Raw genomic sequence first — 18,665 nt, forward strand, 5'->3', positions numbered from 1 at the left:
ACTTCGTCGCTACGGCGACGGGGCAGTGCTTCGGGTCGGTGCTTCGGGTCAGCGCTTCGTGTAGATGAAGCCGACCTTGTCCAGCTCGTCGCCGGAGCGCCCGTGGAAGCCGGCGATCTGCCAGCCGGACGGAGCGGTGCGGGTCACGCAGTCCGAGGTGGTGGTGCCACCGGCCAGGGTGTTGCCCAGGTTGGTGGTGAACTTGGCGTAGAAGATCCGCGTGGTGTCGCTGTACTTGCCCTCGCACAGGTACGCCGTCGTCACGTACTCGCCGCTGCCCAGTGTCAGCGAGGACGCGGTGCCGCCGGTCCCGCCGTGGGTGAGGGTGGTGCCGTTGGCGAGGGTGACGCCGACCTGGTCGACGCGGGAGCCGGCGCGCAGCGAGATCGTGGTGGCGCGGGCGGCCGCCGGGACACTGTTGATGTCCTGGTAGTAGTCGCCGTGCGGTCCGCCGAACTGGTCGCTGAGCTGGTAGTCCGCGTTCTGCGACCAGGTGAAACCGACCGTGATCGGGTCGTGGTCGGAGAGCATCAGGCCGTCCGAGGTGAGGAACTTGGCGTGCTCGTTGTTGTACGAGGTCGCGTTCAGCGTGACCAGCTTGCTGCTGCGGTAGAGGACCTTGTCCACGACCTCGCAGGTGTTGGGCACGGTGGCCCCGGTCTGGTCGCACAGGAGGGTGTCGCTGCCCTTGGCCGGTGCCACGCCGCCGCGGATCACCTTGACCCAGGCGTCGGTGAGCCCGTTGGCGGCGCCGAACTCGGCGATGGTGTCGGCGGTGCGGGTGTAGCGGGTGTTCGTGTCACCCATCACCACGACGGCGTTGCCGGCCGAGTGCGTGCCGATGAACGAGGTCAGCTGGTTGAGGTTGTCCGCGCGGGACGCCTCGTCGCCGTCGTTCGTGCCCGCGTTGGTGTGCAGGTTGTAGAAGTCGACGTACACGCCCTCGGACAGCCGCTCCCGCATGAAGGTGAAGCCCTTCGGCGTCAGGCAGTCGCCCGAGTCGACCTGGCAGGAGTTCCAGCCGACCCGCTCGAAGTCGTCGCCGTCCCAGGCGTAGTTGGAGACGGTGTTGAGCCCGCTGCCGATGCCCGCGCCGCCGCTGGTCGCGGTGCGGTAGGGGTGGGTGTCGGTGGAGTACAGGTAGGCGTGGTAGTTGAAGTCCTCCTGCACGTTCACGATGTCGTACGGGGCGATGCGCGTGCCAATCGCGGTGGTGCTCGTGTCGCGCGGCGTCGAGGCGCTGGACAACCACTCCGGCAGCCCGGCGACGTTGTACGTGAGCACGTTGAAGCTGCCCGAACTGGCGGCGGCGGCCGGTGTCGCGGCGGCCACCGTGAGCCCGCCCAGGGCCGCGGCTGCGACCGCCAGACAGGCGAGAAGTCTGCGCATGGGGAAGTGCCTCCTGCGGAGTGACAGAGGGGGAGGTTGTTGCGGCGCTCATGTCAAAATGTAGCGACAAGCGCTTGCTATGACTCCCCTTCGGCCACACCGAATCTGGAATTCCGGGTGGCGCGGAGATGGCCAAGTCCCGTCGCCTGACCGTTTGTTGTCGGTGCGGGGGGATACGGTCCACAGGTATGGCATAAGACATTCACATCACCCGGCACGAGAACGGCGGGGAGGACTGTCGGGGCGAGCACGGACCGCCGATGACGGCCGAAGAATGCCAGGAACCCGAGTGATCTCCTCATCGCCAAGATGCGCGAGGTGGCGCGAGAGCTCGGGGTGCGCGTCCAGGGAGACGACGGGGGCGCCGAGGTCGGGGAGGGCGGGAACCCGGTCCCTTCCGGCCGCCGCCCCTGACCGCTACGGCCGCGCCAAGTGCCGCATCGTCAGCGCCAGTTGTAGCCGCAGTCGCCCCTGCGGAGTGCGTACCGGCCAGCCCAGCAGGGCCTCCGCGTGGGTCAACCGGTCCTGGAGCGTGGAGTGGTGGACGTTGATCTCCATGGCCGCCGCGCGCAGGCTCGTGGTGCCGGCGACGGCGCTCAAAGTGGCCAGCAGCCAGGGCGCGTTGGCCGCCGCCGCTTCCACGTCATGGACGTCGGGCGGCGGTTCGGCACCCGGTACGACCAGTTCGGCGAGGAGGGCGATACCGCCGAGCTCGTCGGCGTGCACGACGCGTGGGCCGGGGTCCTGTGCGGTGCCGTCGGCGGTGAAGCGGAGGGCGGTGCGGGCGGCGGCCCAGGAGCGGGGCAGGTCCAGTACCGGGACGGCCGGGCCGACACCCAGTCGGCCTACGGGCAACTCGGTGTCCGTGTGCGGTGGTTGAGGACCGGAGCCGTCATGGGCCGGCTGCGGATCACCGTCCGACGCGGCTCGCGCGCCGGACGTACCGGTGTCCCGGGGCGCGGCGAGGACGCGGGGCCGTCCGTCGAGCGGGGCGAGAACGCGGGCGCGGGTCGCGGGGTCGGCCGCGTCGAGGCCGAGACGGCGGGCCGCGTGCAGCCGGGCCGCCTCGGGAGCCGTGGCATCGAGCAGGGTCTCGACCAACTCCGGGTCCTCGGCGGGAACCCGGCCCCGGGTGCGATCGAGCACGAGCCGCACGGCACCGGCCGCCCGCTCCAGGATCACCGCGTCGACGACACTGGGCGGAGCCTGCGCCGTACGCTCCAGCCACAGCGCGGAAGCCCCGCCCGGCGTCAGCGCGGCGGAGGGCCAGGCGGGATCCGGCGATTCCTCGCTGTCCCTGCGCGTACCGTCCGCCTCGACCCGCACCCGAACCCGCCGCTCGACGTCGACCAGCCGCGCGGCACACCCGGCCAGCACCGCCGCCCCACGCACCAGCGCCTCGAGCCCGGCCCGCGACTCGGCGAGCCGATCGAAATACCCGATGACCCGCACGGCGGCACCGGCGTCCGGATCCAGCGCGGTCAGGCGCCCGGCCAGCTCTTTCATAACCCCATGGTGCGGCATGCCACCGGCGGAGAGGAGGGACGGGACGTGGGTATCGCGCTCGGGCCGTCCCTGGCCAGACTGAGGGGCTTCCTCGGTGTGCCGCTCGTGCACGCCGCGCCGGTGTCGCCGTGGTCGTAGGTCCGCGCCGTCGGCGGCCTCCGTGTCCGGTGTGCCATGCCGGCGGCGGGGGAGACGCCGGGGCGCGGGCGGTGTGCTCGGGGCGTCTTCGGAGTGGCCGGGGGGCTTGCCTGGTGTGCCGCGCGCGGAGGGCATGCCGGTGTCGCCGCGGTCGTAGGTGCGCGCCGCCGGCGGCCTCCGCATTCGGTGTGCCATGCCGGCGGTGGGGGAGACGCCGGGATGCGGGCAGTGCGCTCGGGCCGTCTCCGGAGCGGCCGAGGGGCTTCCTTGGTGTGCCGCGCGCGGAGGGCATGCCGGTGTCACCGTGGCCGCGCTCTCACCGCACTCATGGCGAAGCCGGCTCACATGCGCCGCCCGGCCACGTCGGAGACGTCGCGGCGCACCGGTGCAGTCGCAGCCCTGCCCTCACCCCCTCAACCTGCCCCCAACAACCGCCGCAGCCAACTCACATGCGCGGCCCGCGCCGCCTGTGAGACCGCCGCCTGGGGAGCGAAGCCGTCGAAGCCGTGGAAGCCGCCGGGCCAGACGTGGAGTTCGGCGATGCCGCCCGACTGCCAGAGGCGGGACGCGTAGGCGACGACCTCGTCGCGGAAGGTCTCCGCCGAGCCGACGTCGAGGAAGGCCGGGGGCAAGCCGGTGAGGTCCTCCGCGCGGGCCGGTGCGGCGTACGGCGAGACGTCGGGGCCGCCGCGGCGGTCGCCGAGCAGGGCGGTCCAGCCGGTCTCGTTGGACGTGCGGTCCCAGACGCCGACGCCGGTCATCTGGTGCGCGGACGGGGTGTCGTTGCGGTCGTCGAGCATCGGGCAGAGCAGGAGCTGGCCGATGGGGCGCGGGCCGCCGCGGTCCCGGGTGAGCAGGGCCAGCGCCGCGGACAGCCCGCCGCCGGCGCTCGCGCCCATGATGACGATCCGCTCGGGATCGCCGCCGATCTCCTTCGCGTGCTCCGCCGTCCACAGCAGACCGGCGTACACGTCCTCGATCGGCGCGGGGTGCGGATGTTCGGGCGCCAGCCGGTACTCCACCGAGACCACCACCGCGTCCAGTTCCCGCGCGTACTCCAGCGCCCCGGTCACCCCGACCCGCCGGTCGCCGAGCACCATCCCGCCGCCGTGCACGTGATAGATGACGGGCAGCGCGCCCGCCGTCGCCGGTGCGGTCGGACGGCAGACCAGCAGCGTGATGTCGGGCTCGCCGACCGGGCCCGCCACCTCGCGGTCCTCGATGGCGAAGGCTCCGTCGAGCGTGAGATCCATCTGCATCGACTGCGTGATCGCGGGGCCTTGGCGGATCTCGTCGATGTCCTCCATCGTCATCCCGGGCGAGATGAACTCCTTGATCAACTCCAGCGCGGCGGCGAGTTCGGGGTCGAACGGGGGCGGGGGCGGGACGGAAGTCATGCGCTTCTCCTGACGCTGGGCGCGGCGGCTCGTGCGGCCATGATCCGCGCGTGTACCCCCGATCGGCCCACCGCCGTCCGGCGGAACCTCTCCGCCGTCCGGCGGGTGCCTTGTCAGGACGTGACCTGTTGTTCACCTTCGGGACGCGGAAGGGATCATCCGTGCCGACAACGATGTCGAGATCCCATATGCACCAGGAGCACCACCTGTGAACATCTCCCTGACCGTCTGGCTGCTGACGATCGCCGCCCTCTGTGCCCTCGTCGGCGCCGACTTCCTCATCGGCCGCAAACCCCACGACGTCTCCCTCAAGGAAGCAGGCGTCTGGACCGTGGTCTGGGTCGTCCTGGCCTGCCTGTTCGGGCTCGGACTGTTCTTCTACGGCGGGAGCGGGCCGACCGGGGAGTTCTTCGCCGGGTACATCACCGAGAAGTCGCTCAGCGTCGACAACCTCTTCGTCTTCGTGCTGATCATGGGCAAGTTCGCGGTGCCGTCCCAGTACCAGCAACGGGTGCTCATGGTCGGAGTCCTCGTCGCCCTGGTGTTGCGCGCCGGCTTCATCGCGGCCGGTGCCGCGATCATCTCCACGTTCTCCTGGGTCTTCTACCTCTTCGGCGCGTTCCTGATCTGGACCGCCTGGAAGCTCGTCCAGGACGCCCGCAAGGGCCACGGGAACGACGAGAACGACGAGTACGAGGAGAACAAGCTCCTCAAGATCGCCGAACGCCGCTTCGGCGTGGCCGACCGCTATCACGGCACCAAGCTGTTCATCACGGAGAACGGCAAGCGCATCATGACCCCGATGCTCGTCGTGATGCTCGCGATCGGCTCCACCGACGTGCTCTTCGCCCTCGACTCCATCCCCGCGATCTACGGCCTCACCCAGGACCCGTACATCGTCTTCACTGCCAACGCCTTCGCCCTGATGGGCCTGCGCCAGCTGTACTTCCTCATCGGCGGCCTGCTGAAGAAACTCGTCCACCTCAGCTACGGCCTGTCGGTCATCCTCGGCTTCATCGGCGTCAAGCTGGTGCTGCATGCCCTGCACGAATCCGGTGTGCACGTCCCGGAGATCTCCATCCCCTTCTCCCTCGGCTTCATCGTGCTGGTCCTGGCGGTGACGACGTTCACGAGCCTGTGGGCCACACGGGCGGCCGACGAGGAACCCGCCGCCAAGTCCTGGACGGGGAGCTTGACTTCGAGAGCGCTCGAAGACCTACCGTCACGAAGGACGGTGAAGGTCTGAAGGTCCGGGTGGACCGCGAGAGGGAGTCGGGCATGCGCGTCGGCGTACACATCAACCGGTTCAACCATTCCGGAGGGCCGGCGGCGGTCGGGCCCGAGCTGGCCGCCGCGGGCGCCGCGGCCGAGGCGGCGGGCGTCAGCTGGCTCTCGGTGATGGACCACTACTTCCAGATGGAGTTCAACGGCGGCGCCGAGGACGCCATGCTGGAGGCCTACACCACGCTGGGCTTCCTGGCCGGCAACACCTCCACGGTCCAACTGGGCGCGCTGGTAACGGGAGTGACGTACCGTCAGCCCGGACTCCTCGCGAAGATCGCCACCACGCTCGACGTCCTGTCCGGCGGCCGGGCCACCCTCGGCATCGGGGCGGCCTGGTACGACCGCGAGCACCACGGCCTCGGCGTGCCGTACCCGCCGGTCGCGGAGCGTTTCGAACGGCTGGAGGAGACCCTGCGGATCTGTCTGCAGATGTGGGACCCGGAGACGAACGGCCCCTTCGAGGGCAAGCACTACCGACTCGCCGAGACCCTGTGCGTGCCCGCGCCGGTCAGCAGCCCGCACCCCGAGATCATGATCGGCGGCGGTGGCGAGAAGAAGACCCTCCGGCTGGTCGCCCAGTACGCGGACGCCTGCAACCTGATCGTGGCGACACCGGACGAGCTGCGCCACAAGCTCGACGTGCTGCGCGGTCACTGCGACAGGCTGGGGCGCGACTACGACCGTATCCGCAAGACGATCGTCTACGGCGGCGAGTCGGTCACCGCGGGCGACCTCGACGCGTTCCTGCGGGAGATCGGCGGCTTCACGAAGCTCGGTGTCGACACGGTGATCCTGGGCCCGCGCACGGGCGAACCGGCCGAGTGGATCGAGCGGTTCGTGGCGCCGGCGGTGCCACGCCTGGCCGAGCTGGACTGACATGAACTGACATGAAAGGGGCCGGAGTTCCTATGGACTCCGGCCCCTTTCGATGGTCGAGCGGTGTGCCTCGATCAGGCGGCGACGGCCTCGCCCGCGTGACCCTTCAACTGGGAGAGGACCTCGGTCAGCTGGGCGACGACCTCGGCGTCCTCCGACGGGTGGGTCTCGGCGAAGCGGACCACGGAGCTGGGGATCGAGAGCTTGATCTCCTCGATCACCTTGCCGCCGGCGATGCCCACGGCCTTGCGGGCCTCGTCCTGCGCCCACACGCCGCCGAACTGGCCGTAGGCGGTGCCGACCACGACGACCGGCTTTCCGCCGAAGCCGCTGGCGCCGTAGGGGCGGGACAGCCAGTCGATGGCGTTCTTCAGGACGGCCGGGATGGTGCCGTTGTACTCGGGGGAGAAGAAGAGGAACGCGTCGGCGCTGCCGGCGGCCTCGCGGAGCTTGGCGGCGGCGGCCGGGACGTTGCCCTCGACGTCGATGTCCTCGTTGTAGAACGGGATCTCGGCGAGACCCTCGAAGATCTCGATGTCGGAGCCCTCGGGCGCGAACTTCACGGCGGCCTCGGCGAGCTGGCGGTTGTGCGAGCCGGCACGCAGGCTGCCGACGAGCGCGAGGATACGAACAGACATGGGGCACTCCAAGAGGGGGGCTGAAACACTGCCGTTACGATCCGGACCGAGGTCCGTTTAAAAGTTGTACCAGGCTAAGCGGACCGCGGTCCAGTTTTGTTCCCGGTGCTTTACGCTGTCTTCATGTCCAGCACGCTGCCGCCCTTTCCGAAGCCCGAGGAGTCAATGAGCGAACCCCAGTTGCTGGAGGTCCGCTCCTTCGCCGACGAGCCCTGCCTGCGCGCCGACGCGGCCCGCAACCGCGCCAAGCTGCTGGAGGCCGCCGCCCGGCTGATCGCCGAGCACGGAGTGGCCGGCGTCACTATGGAGGCGGTGGCCGCCGCCGCCCAGGTCGGCAAGGGGACCGTCTTCCGCCGCTTCGGCGACCGCACCGGCCTGCTGATGGCGCTGCTCGACCACTCCGCGCAGACGCTCCAGGCCGACTTCCTCGGCGGCCCGCCCCCGCTGGGCCCCGGAGCCCCGCCGGTCGAGCGGCTGCGGGCGTTCGGTGTCGCGGTGCTGTACCGCCACGCCGAGCAGCTGGACCTGCAACTCGCCGCGCAGCCCGAGCCCACCCGCCGGTTCGCCCACTCCGCGCTCCAGGCGCTGCGCACCCATGTCATGGTGCTGCTGCGGCAGATCCTCCCGGACGCCGACTGCGAGTTGCTGTCCCAGACGCTCATGGCGTATCTCGATCCGGCCTTGATCCACCATCTGACCCGGCAGTGCGGGATGCCCATGGAGCGGCTTGAGGCGGGCTGGATCGACCTCGTCGACCGTGTGACCGGGACTCAACTGCCCCGCTGAGCCGGTCCGTTGGGCTGCGCCCGGCTCAGCCGCGGTGCTCGGCTCGGCCGCCGCGGGAGGTGAGGAAGCCGAGCACGCCTTCCGGCTCGGCCGCCGCGGGAGATGGAGAGGCCGATCATGCTCTCCGACCCGGCCGCCGGACGTCTGCGCGGCTGTGCCCGGCTCAGCCGCCCATGCCGGCGAAGAAGTCGAGCATCCCCTGCGGCGCGTCCTCGCCGAACATCAGGACCCCGTTCGCCGCGGACTCCGCCGCCGACTCCTCGCCGCGCGGGAACAGCTTCGCCTCGTACGCGGCCAGCGCGGCCTCCGTGTCGCCCGGGTGCGCGGCCAGCGCCTCACCCAGTTCGGCGCCGTCGAGCATGGCCAGGTTGGCGCCCACGCCCGCGAACGGGGACATCAGATGCGCCGCGTCGCCCAGCAGCGTGACCCCGGGGACCCGCTCCCAGCGGTGCCCGATCGGCAGGGCGTGGATGTGCCGCGGGGTCAACGGCCCGTCCGCGTCGGCGACCAGCGCCCGCAGGCTCTTGTCCCAGTCCGCGAAGTGCCCCAGGGTGTACGCCTTCGCCGCCTCGGTGTCCGTGAAGTCGACCCCGTCGAACGCGTCCTCGGGCACGGCGAGCGCCACGTAGATGTGCAGGCTGCCGTCGGTCTCGCGGTGGGCCAGAAAGCCCTTGCCCGCACCGAGCGCCATCATCATGCCGCCGCCGACGACCTCGGCGCTCACGGGATGCCGTAGGTCGGCGTCCGGCAGGTCCACCTCGACGAACGAGATGCCGGTGTACGCGGGCTTCGCGTCCGAGAGCAGGGGCCGCACCCTGGACCAGGCGCCGTCCGCGCCGATCAGCAGATCGGTGGTGAAGGAGGTGCCGTCCGTGAGCGTCACCTCGTGCCGGCCGCCGTCCAGCGGGCGGGCGCCGGTGACCTTCGCGCCCCAGCGGACGGTGCCCTCGGGCAGTGAACCGAGCAGCAGGTCGCGCAGCTGGCCGCGGTCCACCTCGGGGCGTCCGCCGGTGCCGTCGTCGGGGTCGTCAAGGAGGACCGTGCCGGCCTTGTCGAGGACGCGGGTGCTCTCGCCGCCCGGGTTGACCAGCGCGCGGAACTCCTCGTACAGGCCCGCCGCGCGCAGCGCCGGCTGGCCCGAGTCCTCGTGGATGTCGAGCATGCCGCCCTGCGTGCGGGCGGCGGGGGAGGCGTCCAGGTCGAAGACGGCGGCCTCGACGCCGTTCACGTGCAGGACCCGCGCGAGCGTGAGCCCGCCGAGTCCGCCGCCGATGATCGCGAGGGGGTGATGGGGGGTGGTCATGATGGCCTCCTTGAAGCTTGAAGTGGGCGATAAGCAGGGTCAGTTGGGAACGTCCGTCCGCTCGATCCCGTTGATCAGGGCCTGGAACCGCCAGGACAGGCGGGCCTCGGGCGCCCCGGCGAGCAGGTCGCCGGAGCGGGCCGCGATGTGCGGGTGGGTCCGGTCGGACACATTGCGGAGGGCGTCGGTCAGGGTGTCCCAGTCGTCCTGGGTGGTGTCGTCGCCCGAGTGCTCGGCGGCCGTCGCGGTGGCCTGCTGGAGCAGCAGGTCCACGCCCCACGCGGCCTGCGCCGGTGGGACGCCGCCCTCGTCGAGCAGGGCCAGCAGGGTCTCGATCAGGTTCATGTAGTGCGGACCGCTGGGCCAGGCCGTGAGCGCCGAACGGGCGAGGCTCGGGTGCTCGAAGAGCACCGCGGTGTACGCCGTGAGCACCTGCTCGACCCGCTCGCGCCAGGAACCCTCGGTGGGTGCCGTCTCGATCGTGCCGAGCAGCTCGTCGAGCACTGCCGCGTGCAGCTCCGCGGTGTTGCGGACGTACACGTACAACGAGGCCGGGCCGGTGTCGAGCTCCTGGGCCAGGCGCCGCATGGTGACCTTCTTCAGGCCCTCGGCGCGAAGGATCGTCACGGCGGCGGCGACGATGCCCTCCCTGCTCAGGGCGGGTTTCGCCGGCCGGTCACGGCGGCTGCGCGGGGTGTCGAGGCGAGCTGTCATGTCTCCACGGTAACGAACATGTTCGCTCCGAACAAGTTCGTGACGAACATGTTCGTAAAATACCGGACCATACTGCTCTCGTGACGGCCGTTCCCCCGCCGCACTCTCCGGCCCCGGCTTCTGCCAAGATGCCGTACGTCATGGTGCAGATACCGAAAACGCCCGCAGCCCCGTCGCCCGCACCGCGCTCCGTGCCCACGAGCGCCGATGTGGCCCGCCTGGCCGGCGTCTCACGCGCGACCGTCTCCTACGTCCTCAACAACACCAGTGCCGTACGGATCAGCGAACCCACCCGCCGTCGCGTCCACGAGGCCGCGAAGGAACTCGGGTACGTCCCGCACGCGGCGGCCCGCAGTCTGCGCGCCGGACACAGCCGCATGGTGCTGATGCCGGCGCCGACCATGCCGGTGGGACTCCTCTACAGCCAGTTCATCAACGAACTCCAGTGGGCGCTCAGCCGCCTCGACTACACGGTCGTGCAGCACGGGTCCGTCGGTCTGCGCGGCGACGAGGCCGCCCGCGCCTGGGCCGAACTGCGCCCGGTCGCCGTCCTGGTGCCCGGCGCGGGGCTCGGCCCGGAGGGCGTCGAGGTCCTCAAGCGCTCCGGTGCGCGGGCCGTCCTCACCCTCGGCCCCGAGAAGGTCGAGGGCGCGCACGCCCTGCTCCTCGACCACGAAGGTGTCGGCCACTGCGCCGGAGCGCACCTGTACGGCCGCGGCCGGCGCCGGATCGGCGTGGTCGTGCCCGAGGAACCCGGCATGGGGGTCTTCTCCCGGCCCCGCCTCGAAGGCGTGCGCCGCGCCCTGCTCGGCACGGACGCCACGGTGACCGAACTCCCGCTCGCCTACTGCGAGGAGAGCGCTGCCGGGATCGCCGCCCGCTGGCGCGCTCTCGGTCTCGACGCGGTGTTCACGTACAACGACGAGTACGCGATGCTGCTGATGCGCGCCCTCCAGGACGAAGGCATCCGCATCCCCGAGGACACGGCCGTGATCGGCGCCGACGACCTGATGATCGGCCGACTGCTGCGCCCGCGCCTGAGCACCGTCCACATCCAACTACCCTCCGGCCACGAGCTGGCCGAACTGGTCGACAGCGCGGTACGCGAACCGGGCAGGGTACCGGGCACGCACGAACTGCTCGGCGCGTCGGTGGTACACCGCGACTCCAGCTGACCGGGGTGTGGTGGTGCGTGCGGCCGCATGGCGGAGGAGGGCGTCGACGCGATGGGGGTCCGTGGCTCGGGCGAAGCCGAGAGCGGGGGAGTCGGCGACCGTGCCCACTCCGCGCCCGGCGACCGCGCTCACCCCAGGCCCGGCGACCGCGCCCGGGGCGAATCGGCCGTACGCGACTAGGATGTTGCTTGCTCAACCAGACGGGGATGCGTTCGGACACCGGACGTGGCTCGCGAGGCTGCGTCGGATCACCGCATCCCGTCACGCGACCGCTCAACGGGCCGCGAAGACACGGGACTTGCGCCGCCCGGGTGGGTCCCGCCGGTGACGGATCGGAGAACCACCATGCCGCTGCTCGACCCGAAGACCTGGCAGTCCCGCCCCTTGTCGGGCCCCGAGTACCCGGTCACCGAGCCCGCCACCGGCGACACGCTCGGCACCGTCACGCTCGCCGCCGCCGAGGACATACGGCCGGCCGTCTCGGCTGCCCTCGCCGCGCAGGCCGAGTGGGCGCGCGTCCCGCACTTCGTCCGCGCCGGTGTGCTGCGCAAGGCCGGTGACCTGTTCGCCGCGCACGCCGAGGAGTTGCGCGAGTGGCTCGTGCGGGAGTCCGGCTCGATCCCCGGCAAGGCGGACTTCGAACTGCACGTCGCCGCCCAGGAGTGCTACGAGGCCGCCGCCCTCGCCTCCCGCCCCGCCGGGCAGGTCCTCCCCTCGGAGGCGCCCCGGCTGTCGTACACCCGGCGCATCCCGGTCGGCGTCGTCGGCGTGATCGCGCCCTTCAACGCCCCGCTGATCCTCTCCATCCGCTCGGTCGCCCCGGCGCTCGCGCTCGGCAACGGGGTCGTCCTGAAGCCGGATCCGCGCACGGCGGTCTGCGGGGGACTGTCGCTCGCGGCGGTCTTCGCGGAGGCGGGCCTGCCCGAGGAGCTGTTGCAAGTACTGCCCGGCGGCGCCGACGTGGGGGCCGCGCTCGTCGCCGATCCGCAGGTGCCCGTCATCTCCTTCACCGGCTCAACTGCCGCCGGGCGCGCGGTCGGTGAGGCTGCGGGGCGTCATCTCAAGCGCGCACACCTGGAGTTGGGCGGGAACTCGGCCCTGATCGTGCTGGCGGACGCGGACCTGGACGCGGTGATCTCGACGGCGGCCTGGGGTTCGTTCTTCCACCAGGGCCAGATCTGCATGACGACCGGCCGTCATCTCGTCCACGAGTCGCTCTACGAGGAGTACGTCGAACGCCTCGCAGCCAAGGCCGACTTGCTCGCGGTCGGCGACCCGCACCGCGCGCAGGTGCACCTCGGCCCGATCATCGACGCGGCCCAACTCGCCAAGATTCACGGCCTGGTGGAGGCCAGCACGGCAACTGGCGCCAGGCTGGCGGCCGGTGGAACCCACGAGGACCTCTTCTACCGGCCGACCGTCCTCGCCGGCGTCGACGACGACACCCCCGCCTACGCGGAGGAGGTCTTCGGCCCGGTCGCTCCGGTACGGTCCTTCGCCACCCCCGACGAAGCGGCGGCGCTGGCCGCGTCGGGACCGTACGGCCTGTCGCTCGGCATCGTCACGCGCGACAGCGCCCGCGGCCTGGACCTGGCGGAACGCATCCCCACCGGGATCGTCCACATCAACGACCAGACCGTGAACGACGAGGCCGTCGCGCCCTTCGGCGGGGTCGCCGCGTCCGGCACCGGCGCCCGCTTCGGCGGCGAGGCCAACCTGGAGGCCTTCACCGACGTGCGCTGGACGACGGTGCGCGGGGACGTGGCGTCGTACCCGTTCTGAAAAACGAGGGTCCGGAAACCCGGGAAAAAAATCCCTGGGCTTACTGACCGTTCTGCTCGGCCTGCGCCTGCTGCTCGGCGACCGACTTGCGGACCTCGTCCATGTCGAGCTTGCGGGCCTGGCCGATGACGTCCGTCAGGGCGGCCTCCGGCAGCGCGCCGGGCTGGGCGAACACGGCGACACGGTCGCGGACGATCATCAGCGTCGGGATCGACTGGATGCCGAAGGCCTGCGCCAGCTCGGGCTGGGCCTCGGTGTCGATCTTGCCGAAGACGAGGTCCGGGTTCTCGTCGGCCGCCTTCTCGTAGACCGGGGCGAACTGACGGCACGGCCCGCACCAGGACGCCCAGAAGTCGATCAGGACGAAATCGTTGTCCGTGACCGTCTGGTCGAAGTTCTCCTTGGTGAGCTCCACGGTGGTGGTCATGACGTAAATCCCTCTTCCTCGATGTGGGGGCGAAGCCGTCCCGGACAACACGGTCGTCCGGTGTCGTATTCCGCGCCCCTACCCGTGTGGCTTCGGCGCACACCACCCAGCAGACTGGCCCCATGACGGAAACGGAATCCATCGCGTACGACGTCGTGGTGCTCGGGGCCGGGCCCGTGGGGGAGAACGTCGCCGACCGCACCCGTGCGGCCGGTCTCTCCACCGCGATCGTGGAGAGCGAACTGGTCGGCGGCGAGTGCTCGTACTGGGCGTGCATGCCCAGCAAGGCCCTGCTGCGCCCGGTCATAGCCCGCGCCGACGCCCGCCGCGTACCCGGCCTCGGCCACCTCGTCCAAGGCCCACTCGACACCGCCGCGGTGCTCGCCCACCGCGACTACGAGGCCTCCGGCTGGAAGGACGACGGCCAGGTCCAATGGCTCGACGGCATCGCCGCCGACCTCTACCGCGGCCAGGGCCGCCTCGACGGCCCCCGCAAGGTGACGGTGACGGGCCCCGACGGCGTCCGGCACGTCCTCACCGCCCGGCACGCCGTCGCGGTCTGCACCGGCACCCGCGCCCTTCTGCCGGACATGCCCGGACTCGACGAGATCAAGCCGTGGACCAGCCGCGAGGCCACCAGCGCCAAGGCCGCGCCCGGCCGGCTCATCGTGGTCGGCGGCGGGGTCGTCGCCGTCGAGATGGCCACCGCCTGGCAGGCCCTCGGCTCCCGCGTCACCCTCCTCGTCCGCGGCAAGGGCCTGCTGCCCCGCATGGAGCCCTTCGCCGGCGAACTGGTCGCCGACGCGCTCACCGAGGTCGGCGTCGACCTGCGCACCGGCACGTCCGTCGCGGCGGTGACCCGCGAGAACGGCACCGTCGCGGCCCTCCTCGAAGGCGGCGACCGCATCGAGGCCGACGAGATCCTCTTCGCCACCGGACGCGCCCCGCAGACCGATGACATCGGCCTCGACACGATCGGCCTGGAACCGGGCTCCTGGCTGACGGTGGACGACACCCTGCGCGTCCCCGACAGCGAGTGGCTGTACGCGGTCGGCGACGTCAACCACCGCGCCCTCCTCACCCATCAGGGCAAGTACCAGGCCCGCATCGCGGGCGCCGCGATCGCCGCCCGCGCGTCCGGCGTCCCCCTGCTGGAGACCGACCCGTGGGGCGCCCACGCGGCCACCGCCGACCACGACGCCGTACCCCAGGTCGTCTTCACCGACCCGGAGGCCGCGTCCGTCGGCCTCTCCCTCGCCGAGGCGGAAGCGGCCGGCCACCGCGTCCGCGCGGTCGACGTCGAGTTCTCCTCGGTCGCCGGCGCCGGCCTCTACGCCGACGGCTACCGAGGCCGCGCCCGCATGATTGTCGACCTCGACGACGAGATCCTGCGCGGCGTCACCTTCGTGGGCCCCGGCGTCGGCGAACTGATCCACTCGGCCACCATCGCGGTAGCCGGCCAGGTCCCGATCAACCGCCTGTGGCACGCGGTCCCGTCGTACCCGACGATCAGCGAGGTATGGCTGCGCCTGCTGGAGGCCTACCGGGGCTGAACACGCCTGATTATCTCGGGTAGTTGACAGCCGATTCCCTACGGCAACTCGAAGCCCAGCGCAGCCGACGCCGCATCCGGTGTCGGCTGCGCCCAGCGCTCCGCCATCGCCTCGTTCGAGGACAGGGAGCGCAGTTCCGCGCGGTCGAGATAGAGCAGGCCGTCGAGGTGGTCCGTCTCGTGCTGGACGATCCGCGCGGGCCACCCGGTGAACACCTCGTCCACCGCCCTCCCGTGCTCGTCCTGCCCGGTCAGCCGCACCGAAGTGTGCCGTGCGACCACCGCCTGCCAGCCCGGCACGCTCAGGCACCCCTCGAAGAACGCGGCCCGGGCGTCGCCGACCGGCTCGTACGACGGATTGACCAGTACCCGGAACGGCTGCGGCACCCGCCCGCGCGCCACCCGCACCTCGTCCGGCACCGGCGCCGGATCCTCGATCACCGCGATCCGCAGCCCCACCCCGACCTGCGGGGCCGCGACACCCACCCCAGGCGCCGCGTGCATGGTCTCGCGCAGCGCCTCCACGAACCGGGCCAGCAGCGCGGGTTCCAACTGGCCGTCGAACGGCTCGATACCGCGCCGCAGCACCGGGTCGCCGGCCGCGACGATGGGCAACGGGCCGCCGGCGGCGAGGAGTTCCTCGACCCGCTCGGCCAGGGGCGCGTGATCACTGGGAAGTGCCATCGCGCCAGGATGCCATGGCCCCCGGCGCCACCCGATGTGACCCACGCCATACGCATCCACGGGAACTCGCGGCCTTCACGCCCCGACTACTGGACCACTACGGCAACGACACACCATCACCCGCCCGATTCCATGCCCCGTCCCCCTCCTCCTCGCCCCCGGAGAAGCCCGCCCATGTCCACCGCTCCCTCGACCACCACGGCCGAGGTCCCGCAAGAGCCCGCCCCGGCACCGTCCCCCAGCCGCTGGGCCCCGCTCCGCCCCCTGGTCCTGCGTCTGCACTTCTACGCCGGAGTGTTCGTCGCCCCGTTCCTGCTCGTCGCCGCGACCACCGGCTTCCTGTACGCCGGTGCCTTCCAGGCCGAACGGATCGTGTACGCCCATGAGTTGACCGTCTCCGTCGGCGACCGTGAACTGCCGATATCGCAGCAGGTGACCGCCGCCCGCAAGGCACACCCCGAGGGCACGGTCTCGGCGGTCCGCCCCTCCCCGGAGGCCGGCGCCACCACCCGCGTCATGCTCTCCGGCGTGAAGGGCATCGCCGCCGACCACACCCTCGCGGTCTTCGTCGACCCGTACACCGGGAAGGTCCGCGGCGCGCTCGAACAGTACGGCTCGACCGGTGCGCTTCCGCTGCGCACCTGGATCGACGAGCTCCACCGCGATCTCCAACTCGGCGAAACCGGCCGCCTGTACAGCGAGTTCGCCGCGAGCTGGCTGTGGGTCATCTCGGGCGGTGGCCTGGTGCTGTGGTTCTCCCGGCGCCGCGCCCTGCGCAAGGTGCGCGGCACGAGCGGCCGGCGCCGCACCCTCGGCCTGCACGGCACGGTGGGTGTCTGGACCGCCGTGGGCTTCATCTTCCTCTCGGCGACCGGACTGACCTGGTCGACCTACGCCGGCGCCAACATCGACGAACTCCGCACCTCCCTCGGCCAGTCCACCCCCTCGGTGTCGGCCGCGGCGAGCGGCGAGCACGCGGGCCACGGCGGCGCCACCGCGACCGGCGACGCCCAACACGGCGTAGGACTCGACAAGATCCTCGCCGCCGCCCGAGCCGAAGGGCTCGGCAACCCCGTCGAGATCGTGCCGCCCGCCGACGCGAACTCCGCGTACGTCGTCCGGCAGGTCCAACGCAGCTGGCCCGAGAAACAGGACGCCGTCGCCGTCGACCCCGCCACCGGCAAGGTCACCGACGAACTCCGGTTCGCGGACTACCCGTTGCTCGCCAAACTGACCCGCTGGGGCATCGACCTGCACACCGGCGTCCTCTTCGGTCTGGTCAACCAGATAGCCCTGATGCTGCTCGCGGGCTCGCTGATCCTGCTGATCGTGTGGGGCTACCGCATGTGGTGGCAGCGCGGCCGGGGTTCCTCCTTCGGCCGCCCGATACCGCGCGGCGCGTGGGCCCAGGTGCCCCCGCTGCTCCTCGTCCCGTGCCTGACGGTGATCGCCGTACTCGGTTACTTCGTACCGCTGTTGGGCATCCCGCTGGCCGCGTTCATCGCCGTGGACGTGGTGCTGGGCGAGGTCGCGCACAGGCGAGGGCAGCGGACGTACGCGAAGTAGCGACGCACGGGAAGGGGCCCGGTTCCGCACCGGAACCGGGCCCCTTCTGTGCTTGAACTGCCGTGTCTCAGACCCGCTCGAAGTCACCCGCGAGCGCCGAGGCGATCCGCAGATGCGAACCCGCCTCCTCGTGCCGACCCTGGCGCTCCAGCGTGCGGCCCAGCATCAGCCGCGCGTAGTGCTCCACCGGGTCACGCTCCACGAGGACACGCAACTCGCTCTCGGCGCGCCGCAGTTGGGCCGAGTGGTAGTAGGAGCGCGCCAGCAACAGGCGCGGCCCGGTCTGCTCGGGCACCTCCTCGACCAGCCCGCCCAACACCCGCGCCGCCGCGGCGTAGTCCTTGGCGTCGAAGAACATCTGCGCGCGCTCCCAGCGCTCCGCCGGTGTTCCGTGGTCGTAGTACGTCATGTCCACTTGACCTCCTTCGACATGCCACAACGGCCGGTGTTGGTTGAATATTCCACTACCTTCCGGTGGTGGCCAGCTCCGCGTTCGCCCGCTCGGCGACCAGGGTCAGCACGCGGCCGGTGGCCAGCAGGTCCTCCTCCGGGATGCCGCCCCAGATCCTGGCGCTCGCCGCGCTCGTCTCCTGCACGATCCGTTCGTACAGGGCGCGGCCCGCGTCCGTGATCCGCACGTCGGAGGCGTCCGTCGCGACGAGTCCGGCCGCGATCAGTTCGTCGATGCTGCCCTGTACGGAGTCCTCGTCGGTCTTCAGGGCCGCGACGGTGTCCGCGGCGAGCTGCCCGCGGTCGACGGGCCCGGCGGCGAGAGTGAGCGGTCGCAGGACGATCTGCTGCTGGAAGACGAGGCCGTGGCGGGTGAGGACGCGCTCCAGGACGGCGCGGGCGGCGTAGTGGGCCAGGCTGAGCGTGCGGGCGTCCGCGGGGGATGTGGTGGTGGTCATGTCTGCTCCTTCTCGTGCTCACGCGCAGGGACGGGTGCAAGGGGTGTGTCGAGCAGGGTCGCCAGGTCCCGGCTGAACTCCTGGGCCCGTGCGCTGTCGAGACCGCCGAGCGGCTCCAGCAACTGCTCCAGAAGTCCGTGTACGACCTTGATCGCCCGGCGGGTCACGTCACGACCCTCGTCCGTGAGGGCCAGTTGGACGGCGCGCGGGTCGCGGGGGTCCCGGGTGCGCTCGACGAGGCCGGCGGACTCCAGGGCGCGGGCCAGCTTCGAGACGTAGAGCGCTTCGAGGCCGGTGTGGTCGGCGAGGTGTCGCTGGCTGGGGCGCAGCCCGGAGCGATGCATGCCGTACAGCGAAGCCACCAGGGAGTACTGCGCATGGGTCAGTCCCAGGGGTGCCACCGCGCGGTCGACCGCCACGCGCCACTTCATCGACAGTCGCCAGACCAGGAAACCGGGCGTCGCGCCCGTGGATGCCGTGCTCATGGCCGATACAGTACATGGCTACTATATCCATGGCTACTATTTTTGAACGGGAGAC

19 protein-coding genes are annotated in these 18,665 nt (G+C 71.3%); 8 read left to right on the forward strand and 11 right to left on the reverse strand.

The features are described 5' to 3' along the window. Positions 1 to 48: 48 nt before the first annotated feature. The 3 genes from SPR02S_RS14205 to SPR02S_RS14215 all read right to left on the reverse strand — a co-directional run bounded on the left by SPR02S_RS14205 (position 49) and on the right by SPR02S_RS14215 (position 4,430). Positions 49 to 1,389, reverse strand: coding sequence for a jacalin-like lectin (locus SPR02S_RS14205; protein WP_019057637.1), 1,341 nt, complete (start codon positions 1,387 to 1,389; stop codon positions 49 to 51). A gap of 417 nt (positions 1,390 to 1,806) precedes the next feature. After that, positions 1,807 to 2,895: a helix-turn-helix domain-containing protein gene (locus SPR02S_RS14210; RefSeq protein WP_019057638.1), complete on the reverse strand. Its 1,089-nt coding sequence runs from the start codon at positions 2,893 to 2,895 to the stop codon at positions 1,807 to 1,809. A gap of 551 nt (positions 2,896 to 3,446) precedes the next feature. Further along, the gene (locus tag SPR02S_RS14215) at positions 3,447 to 4,430 is read right to left on the reverse strand and encodes an alpha/beta hydrolase (protein ID WP_019057639.1); all 984 of its coding nucleotides are present in this window, start codon (positions 4,428 to 4,430) and stop codon (positions 3,447 to 3,449) included. Between the two features lie 208 nt (positions 4,431 to 4,638). Here SPR02S_RS14215 and SPR02S_RS55725 point away from each other — a divergent pair, with 208 nt between their 5' ends. Together SPR02S_RS55725 and SPR02S_RS14225 are read left to right on the forward strand one after the other, a co-directional pair. Beyond that, positions 4,639 to 5,676 carry a TerC family protein gene (locus SPR02S_RS55725; protein ID WP_019057640.1) on the forward strand — a complete coding sequence of 346 codons (1,038 nt, stop codon included), beginning with the start codon at positions 4,639 to 4,641 and terminating at the stop codon, positions 5,674 to 5,676. A gap of 32 nt (positions 5,677 to 5,708) precedes the next feature. Beyond that, the gene (locus tag SPR02S_RS14225; RefSeq protein ID WP_019057641.1) at positions 5,709 to 6,590 is read left to right on the forward strand and encodes an LLM class F420-dependent oxidoreductase; all 882 of its coding nucleotides are present in this window, start codon (positions 5,709 to 5,711) and stop codon (positions 6,588 to 6,590) included. A 74-nt stretch (positions 6,591 to 6,664) separates the two neighbouring features. On the opposite strand, the gene SPR02S_RS14230 is transcribed toward SPR02S_RS14225, so the two are convergent. Further along, complete coding sequence (locus SPR02S_RS14230) at positions 6,665 to 7,228, reverse strand: NAD(P)H-dependent oxidoreductase (protein WP_019057642.1); 564 nt, start codon at positions 7,226 to 7,228, stop codon at positions 6,665 to 6,667. 105 nt (positions 7,229 to 7,333) lie between these two features. On the opposite strand from SPR02S_RS14230, the gene SPR02S_RS14235 reads away from it, so the two are divergent. Next, positions 7,334 to 8,014: a TetR/AcrR family transcriptional regulator gene (locus SPR02S_RS14235; protein WP_026150523.1), complete on the forward strand. Its 681-nt coding sequence runs from the start codon at positions 7,334 to 7,336 to the stop codon at positions 8,012 to 8,014. Positions 8,015 to 8,177: 163 nt separating this feature from the next. On the opposite strand, the gene SPR02S_RS14240 is transcribed toward SPR02S_RS14235, so the two are convergent. Together SPR02S_RS14240 and SPR02S_RS14245 are read right to left on the reverse strand one after the other, a co-directional pair. Then, complete coding sequence (locus tag SPR02S_RS14240) at positions 8,178 to 9,317, reverse strand: FAD-dependent oxidoreductase (protein WP_019057644.1); 1,140 nt, start codon at positions 9,315 to 9,317, stop codon at positions 8,178 to 8,180. A gap of 39 nt (positions 9,318 to 9,356) precedes the next feature. Then, on the reverse strand, positions 9,357 to 10,031 hold the full coding sequence (locus tag SPR02S_RS14245; protein WP_019057645.1) for a TetR/AcrR family transcriptional regulator: 675 nt from the start codon (positions 10,029 to 10,031) through the stop codon (positions 9,357 to 9,359). 128 nt (positions 10,032 to 10,159) lie between these two features. Here SPR02S_RS14245 and SPR02S_RS14250 point away from each other — a divergent pair, with 128 nt between their 5' ends. From SPR02S_RS14250 to SPR02S_RS14255, 3 genes are all read left to right on the forward strand, one after another. Then, the gene (locus SPR02S_RS14250) at positions 10,160 to 11,206 is read left to right on the forward strand and encodes a LacI family DNA-binding transcriptional regulator (protein ID WP_373283317.1); all 1,047 of its coding nucleotides are present in this window, start codon (positions 10,160 to 10,162) and stop codon (positions 11,204 to 11,206) included. Between the two features lie 27 nt (positions 11,207 to 11,233). Beyond that, positions 11,234 to 11,386 (forward strand): hypothetical protein, encoded by a 153-nt coding sequence (locus SPR02S_RS63025; protein ID WP_158697812.1) that lies wholly within the window; start codon positions 11,234 to 11,236, stop codon positions 11,384 to 11,386. Positions 11,387 to 11,551: 165 nt separating this feature from the next. Then, complete coding sequence (locus tag SPR02S_RS14255) at positions 11,552 to 12,988, forward strand: benzaldehyde dehydrogenase (RefSeq protein WP_019057647.1); 1,437 nt, start codon at positions 11,552 to 11,554, stop codon at positions 12,986 to 12,988. Positions 12,989 to 13,028: 40 nt separating this feature from the next. On the opposite strand, the gene trxA is transcribed toward SPR02S_RS14255, so the two are convergent. Next, positions 13,029 to 13,415, reverse strand: coding sequence for a thioredoxin (gene trxA / locus SPR02S_RS14260; RefSeq protein WP_019057648.1), 387 nt, complete (start codon positions 13,413 to 13,415; stop codon positions 13,029 to 13,031). Positions 13,416 to 13,537: 122 nt separating this feature from the next. On the opposite strand from trxA, the gene SPR02S_RS14265 reads away from it, so the two are divergent. Beyond that, positions 13,538 to 14,968, forward strand: coding sequence for a dihydrolipoyl dehydrogenase family protein (locus SPR02S_RS14265; protein ID WP_019057649.1), 1,431 nt, complete (start codon positions 13,538 to 13,540; stop codon positions 14,966 to 14,968). A gap of 38 nt (positions 14,969 to 15,006) precedes the next feature. Here SPR02S_RS14265 and SPR02S_RS14270 read toward each other — a convergent pair whose 3' ends face one another. Beyond that, positions 15,007 to 15,651, reverse strand: a complete 645-nt coding sequence (locus SPR02S_RS14270) for a peptide deformylase (RefSeq protein WP_019057650.1) — start codon at positions 15,649 to 15,651, stop codon at positions 15,007 to 15,009. 174 nt (positions 15,652 to 15,825) lie between these two features. On the opposite strand from SPR02S_RS14270, the gene SPR02S_RS14275 reads away from it, so the two are divergent. Next, a complete protein-coding gene (locus tag SPR02S_RS14275; RefSeq protein WP_019057651.1) occupies positions 15,826 to 17,217 on the forward strand; it encodes a PepSY-associated TM helix domain-containing protein in 1,392 nt (463 codons plus the stop codon). Between the two features lie 67 nt (positions 17,218 to 17,284). Here SPR02S_RS14275 and SPR02S_RS14280 read toward each other — a convergent pair whose 3' ends face one another. Genes SPR02S_RS14280 through SPR02S_RS14290 form a run of 3 tightly spaced genes read right to left on the reverse strand, consistent with a single transcriptional unit; the run spans position 17,285 to position 18,610 of the window. Beyond that, complete coding sequence (locus SPR02S_RS14280) at positions 17,285 to 17,632, reverse strand: tetratricopeptide repeat protein (protein ID WP_019057652.1); 348 nt, start codon at positions 17,630 to 17,632, stop codon at positions 17,285 to 17,287. A gap of 49 nt (positions 17,633 to 17,681) precedes the next feature. After that, positions 17,682 to 18,125, reverse strand: a complete 444-nt coding sequence (locus SPR02S_RS14285) for a MarR family winged helix-turn-helix transcriptional regulator (protein ID WP_019057653.1) — start codon at positions 18,123 to 18,125, stop codon at positions 17,682 to 17,684. After that, positions 18,122 to 18,610 (reverse strand): MarR family winged helix-turn-helix transcriptional regulator, encoded by a 489-nt coding sequence (locus SPR02S_RS14290; RefSeq protein WP_019057654.1) that lies wholly within the window; start codon positions 18,608 to 18,610, stop codon positions 18,122 to 18,124. The genes SPR02S_RS14285 and SPR02S_RS14290 overlap by 4 nt, the downstream gene beginning before the upstream one ends. Positions 18,611 to 18,665 lie beyond the last annotated feature (55 nt).

The organism is Streptomyces prunicolor NBRC 13075 (assembly GCF_000367365.1).
Classification (GTDB): domain Bacteria; phylum Actinomycetota; class Actinomycetes; order Streptomycetales; family Streptomycetaceae; genus Streptomyces; species Streptomyces prunicolor.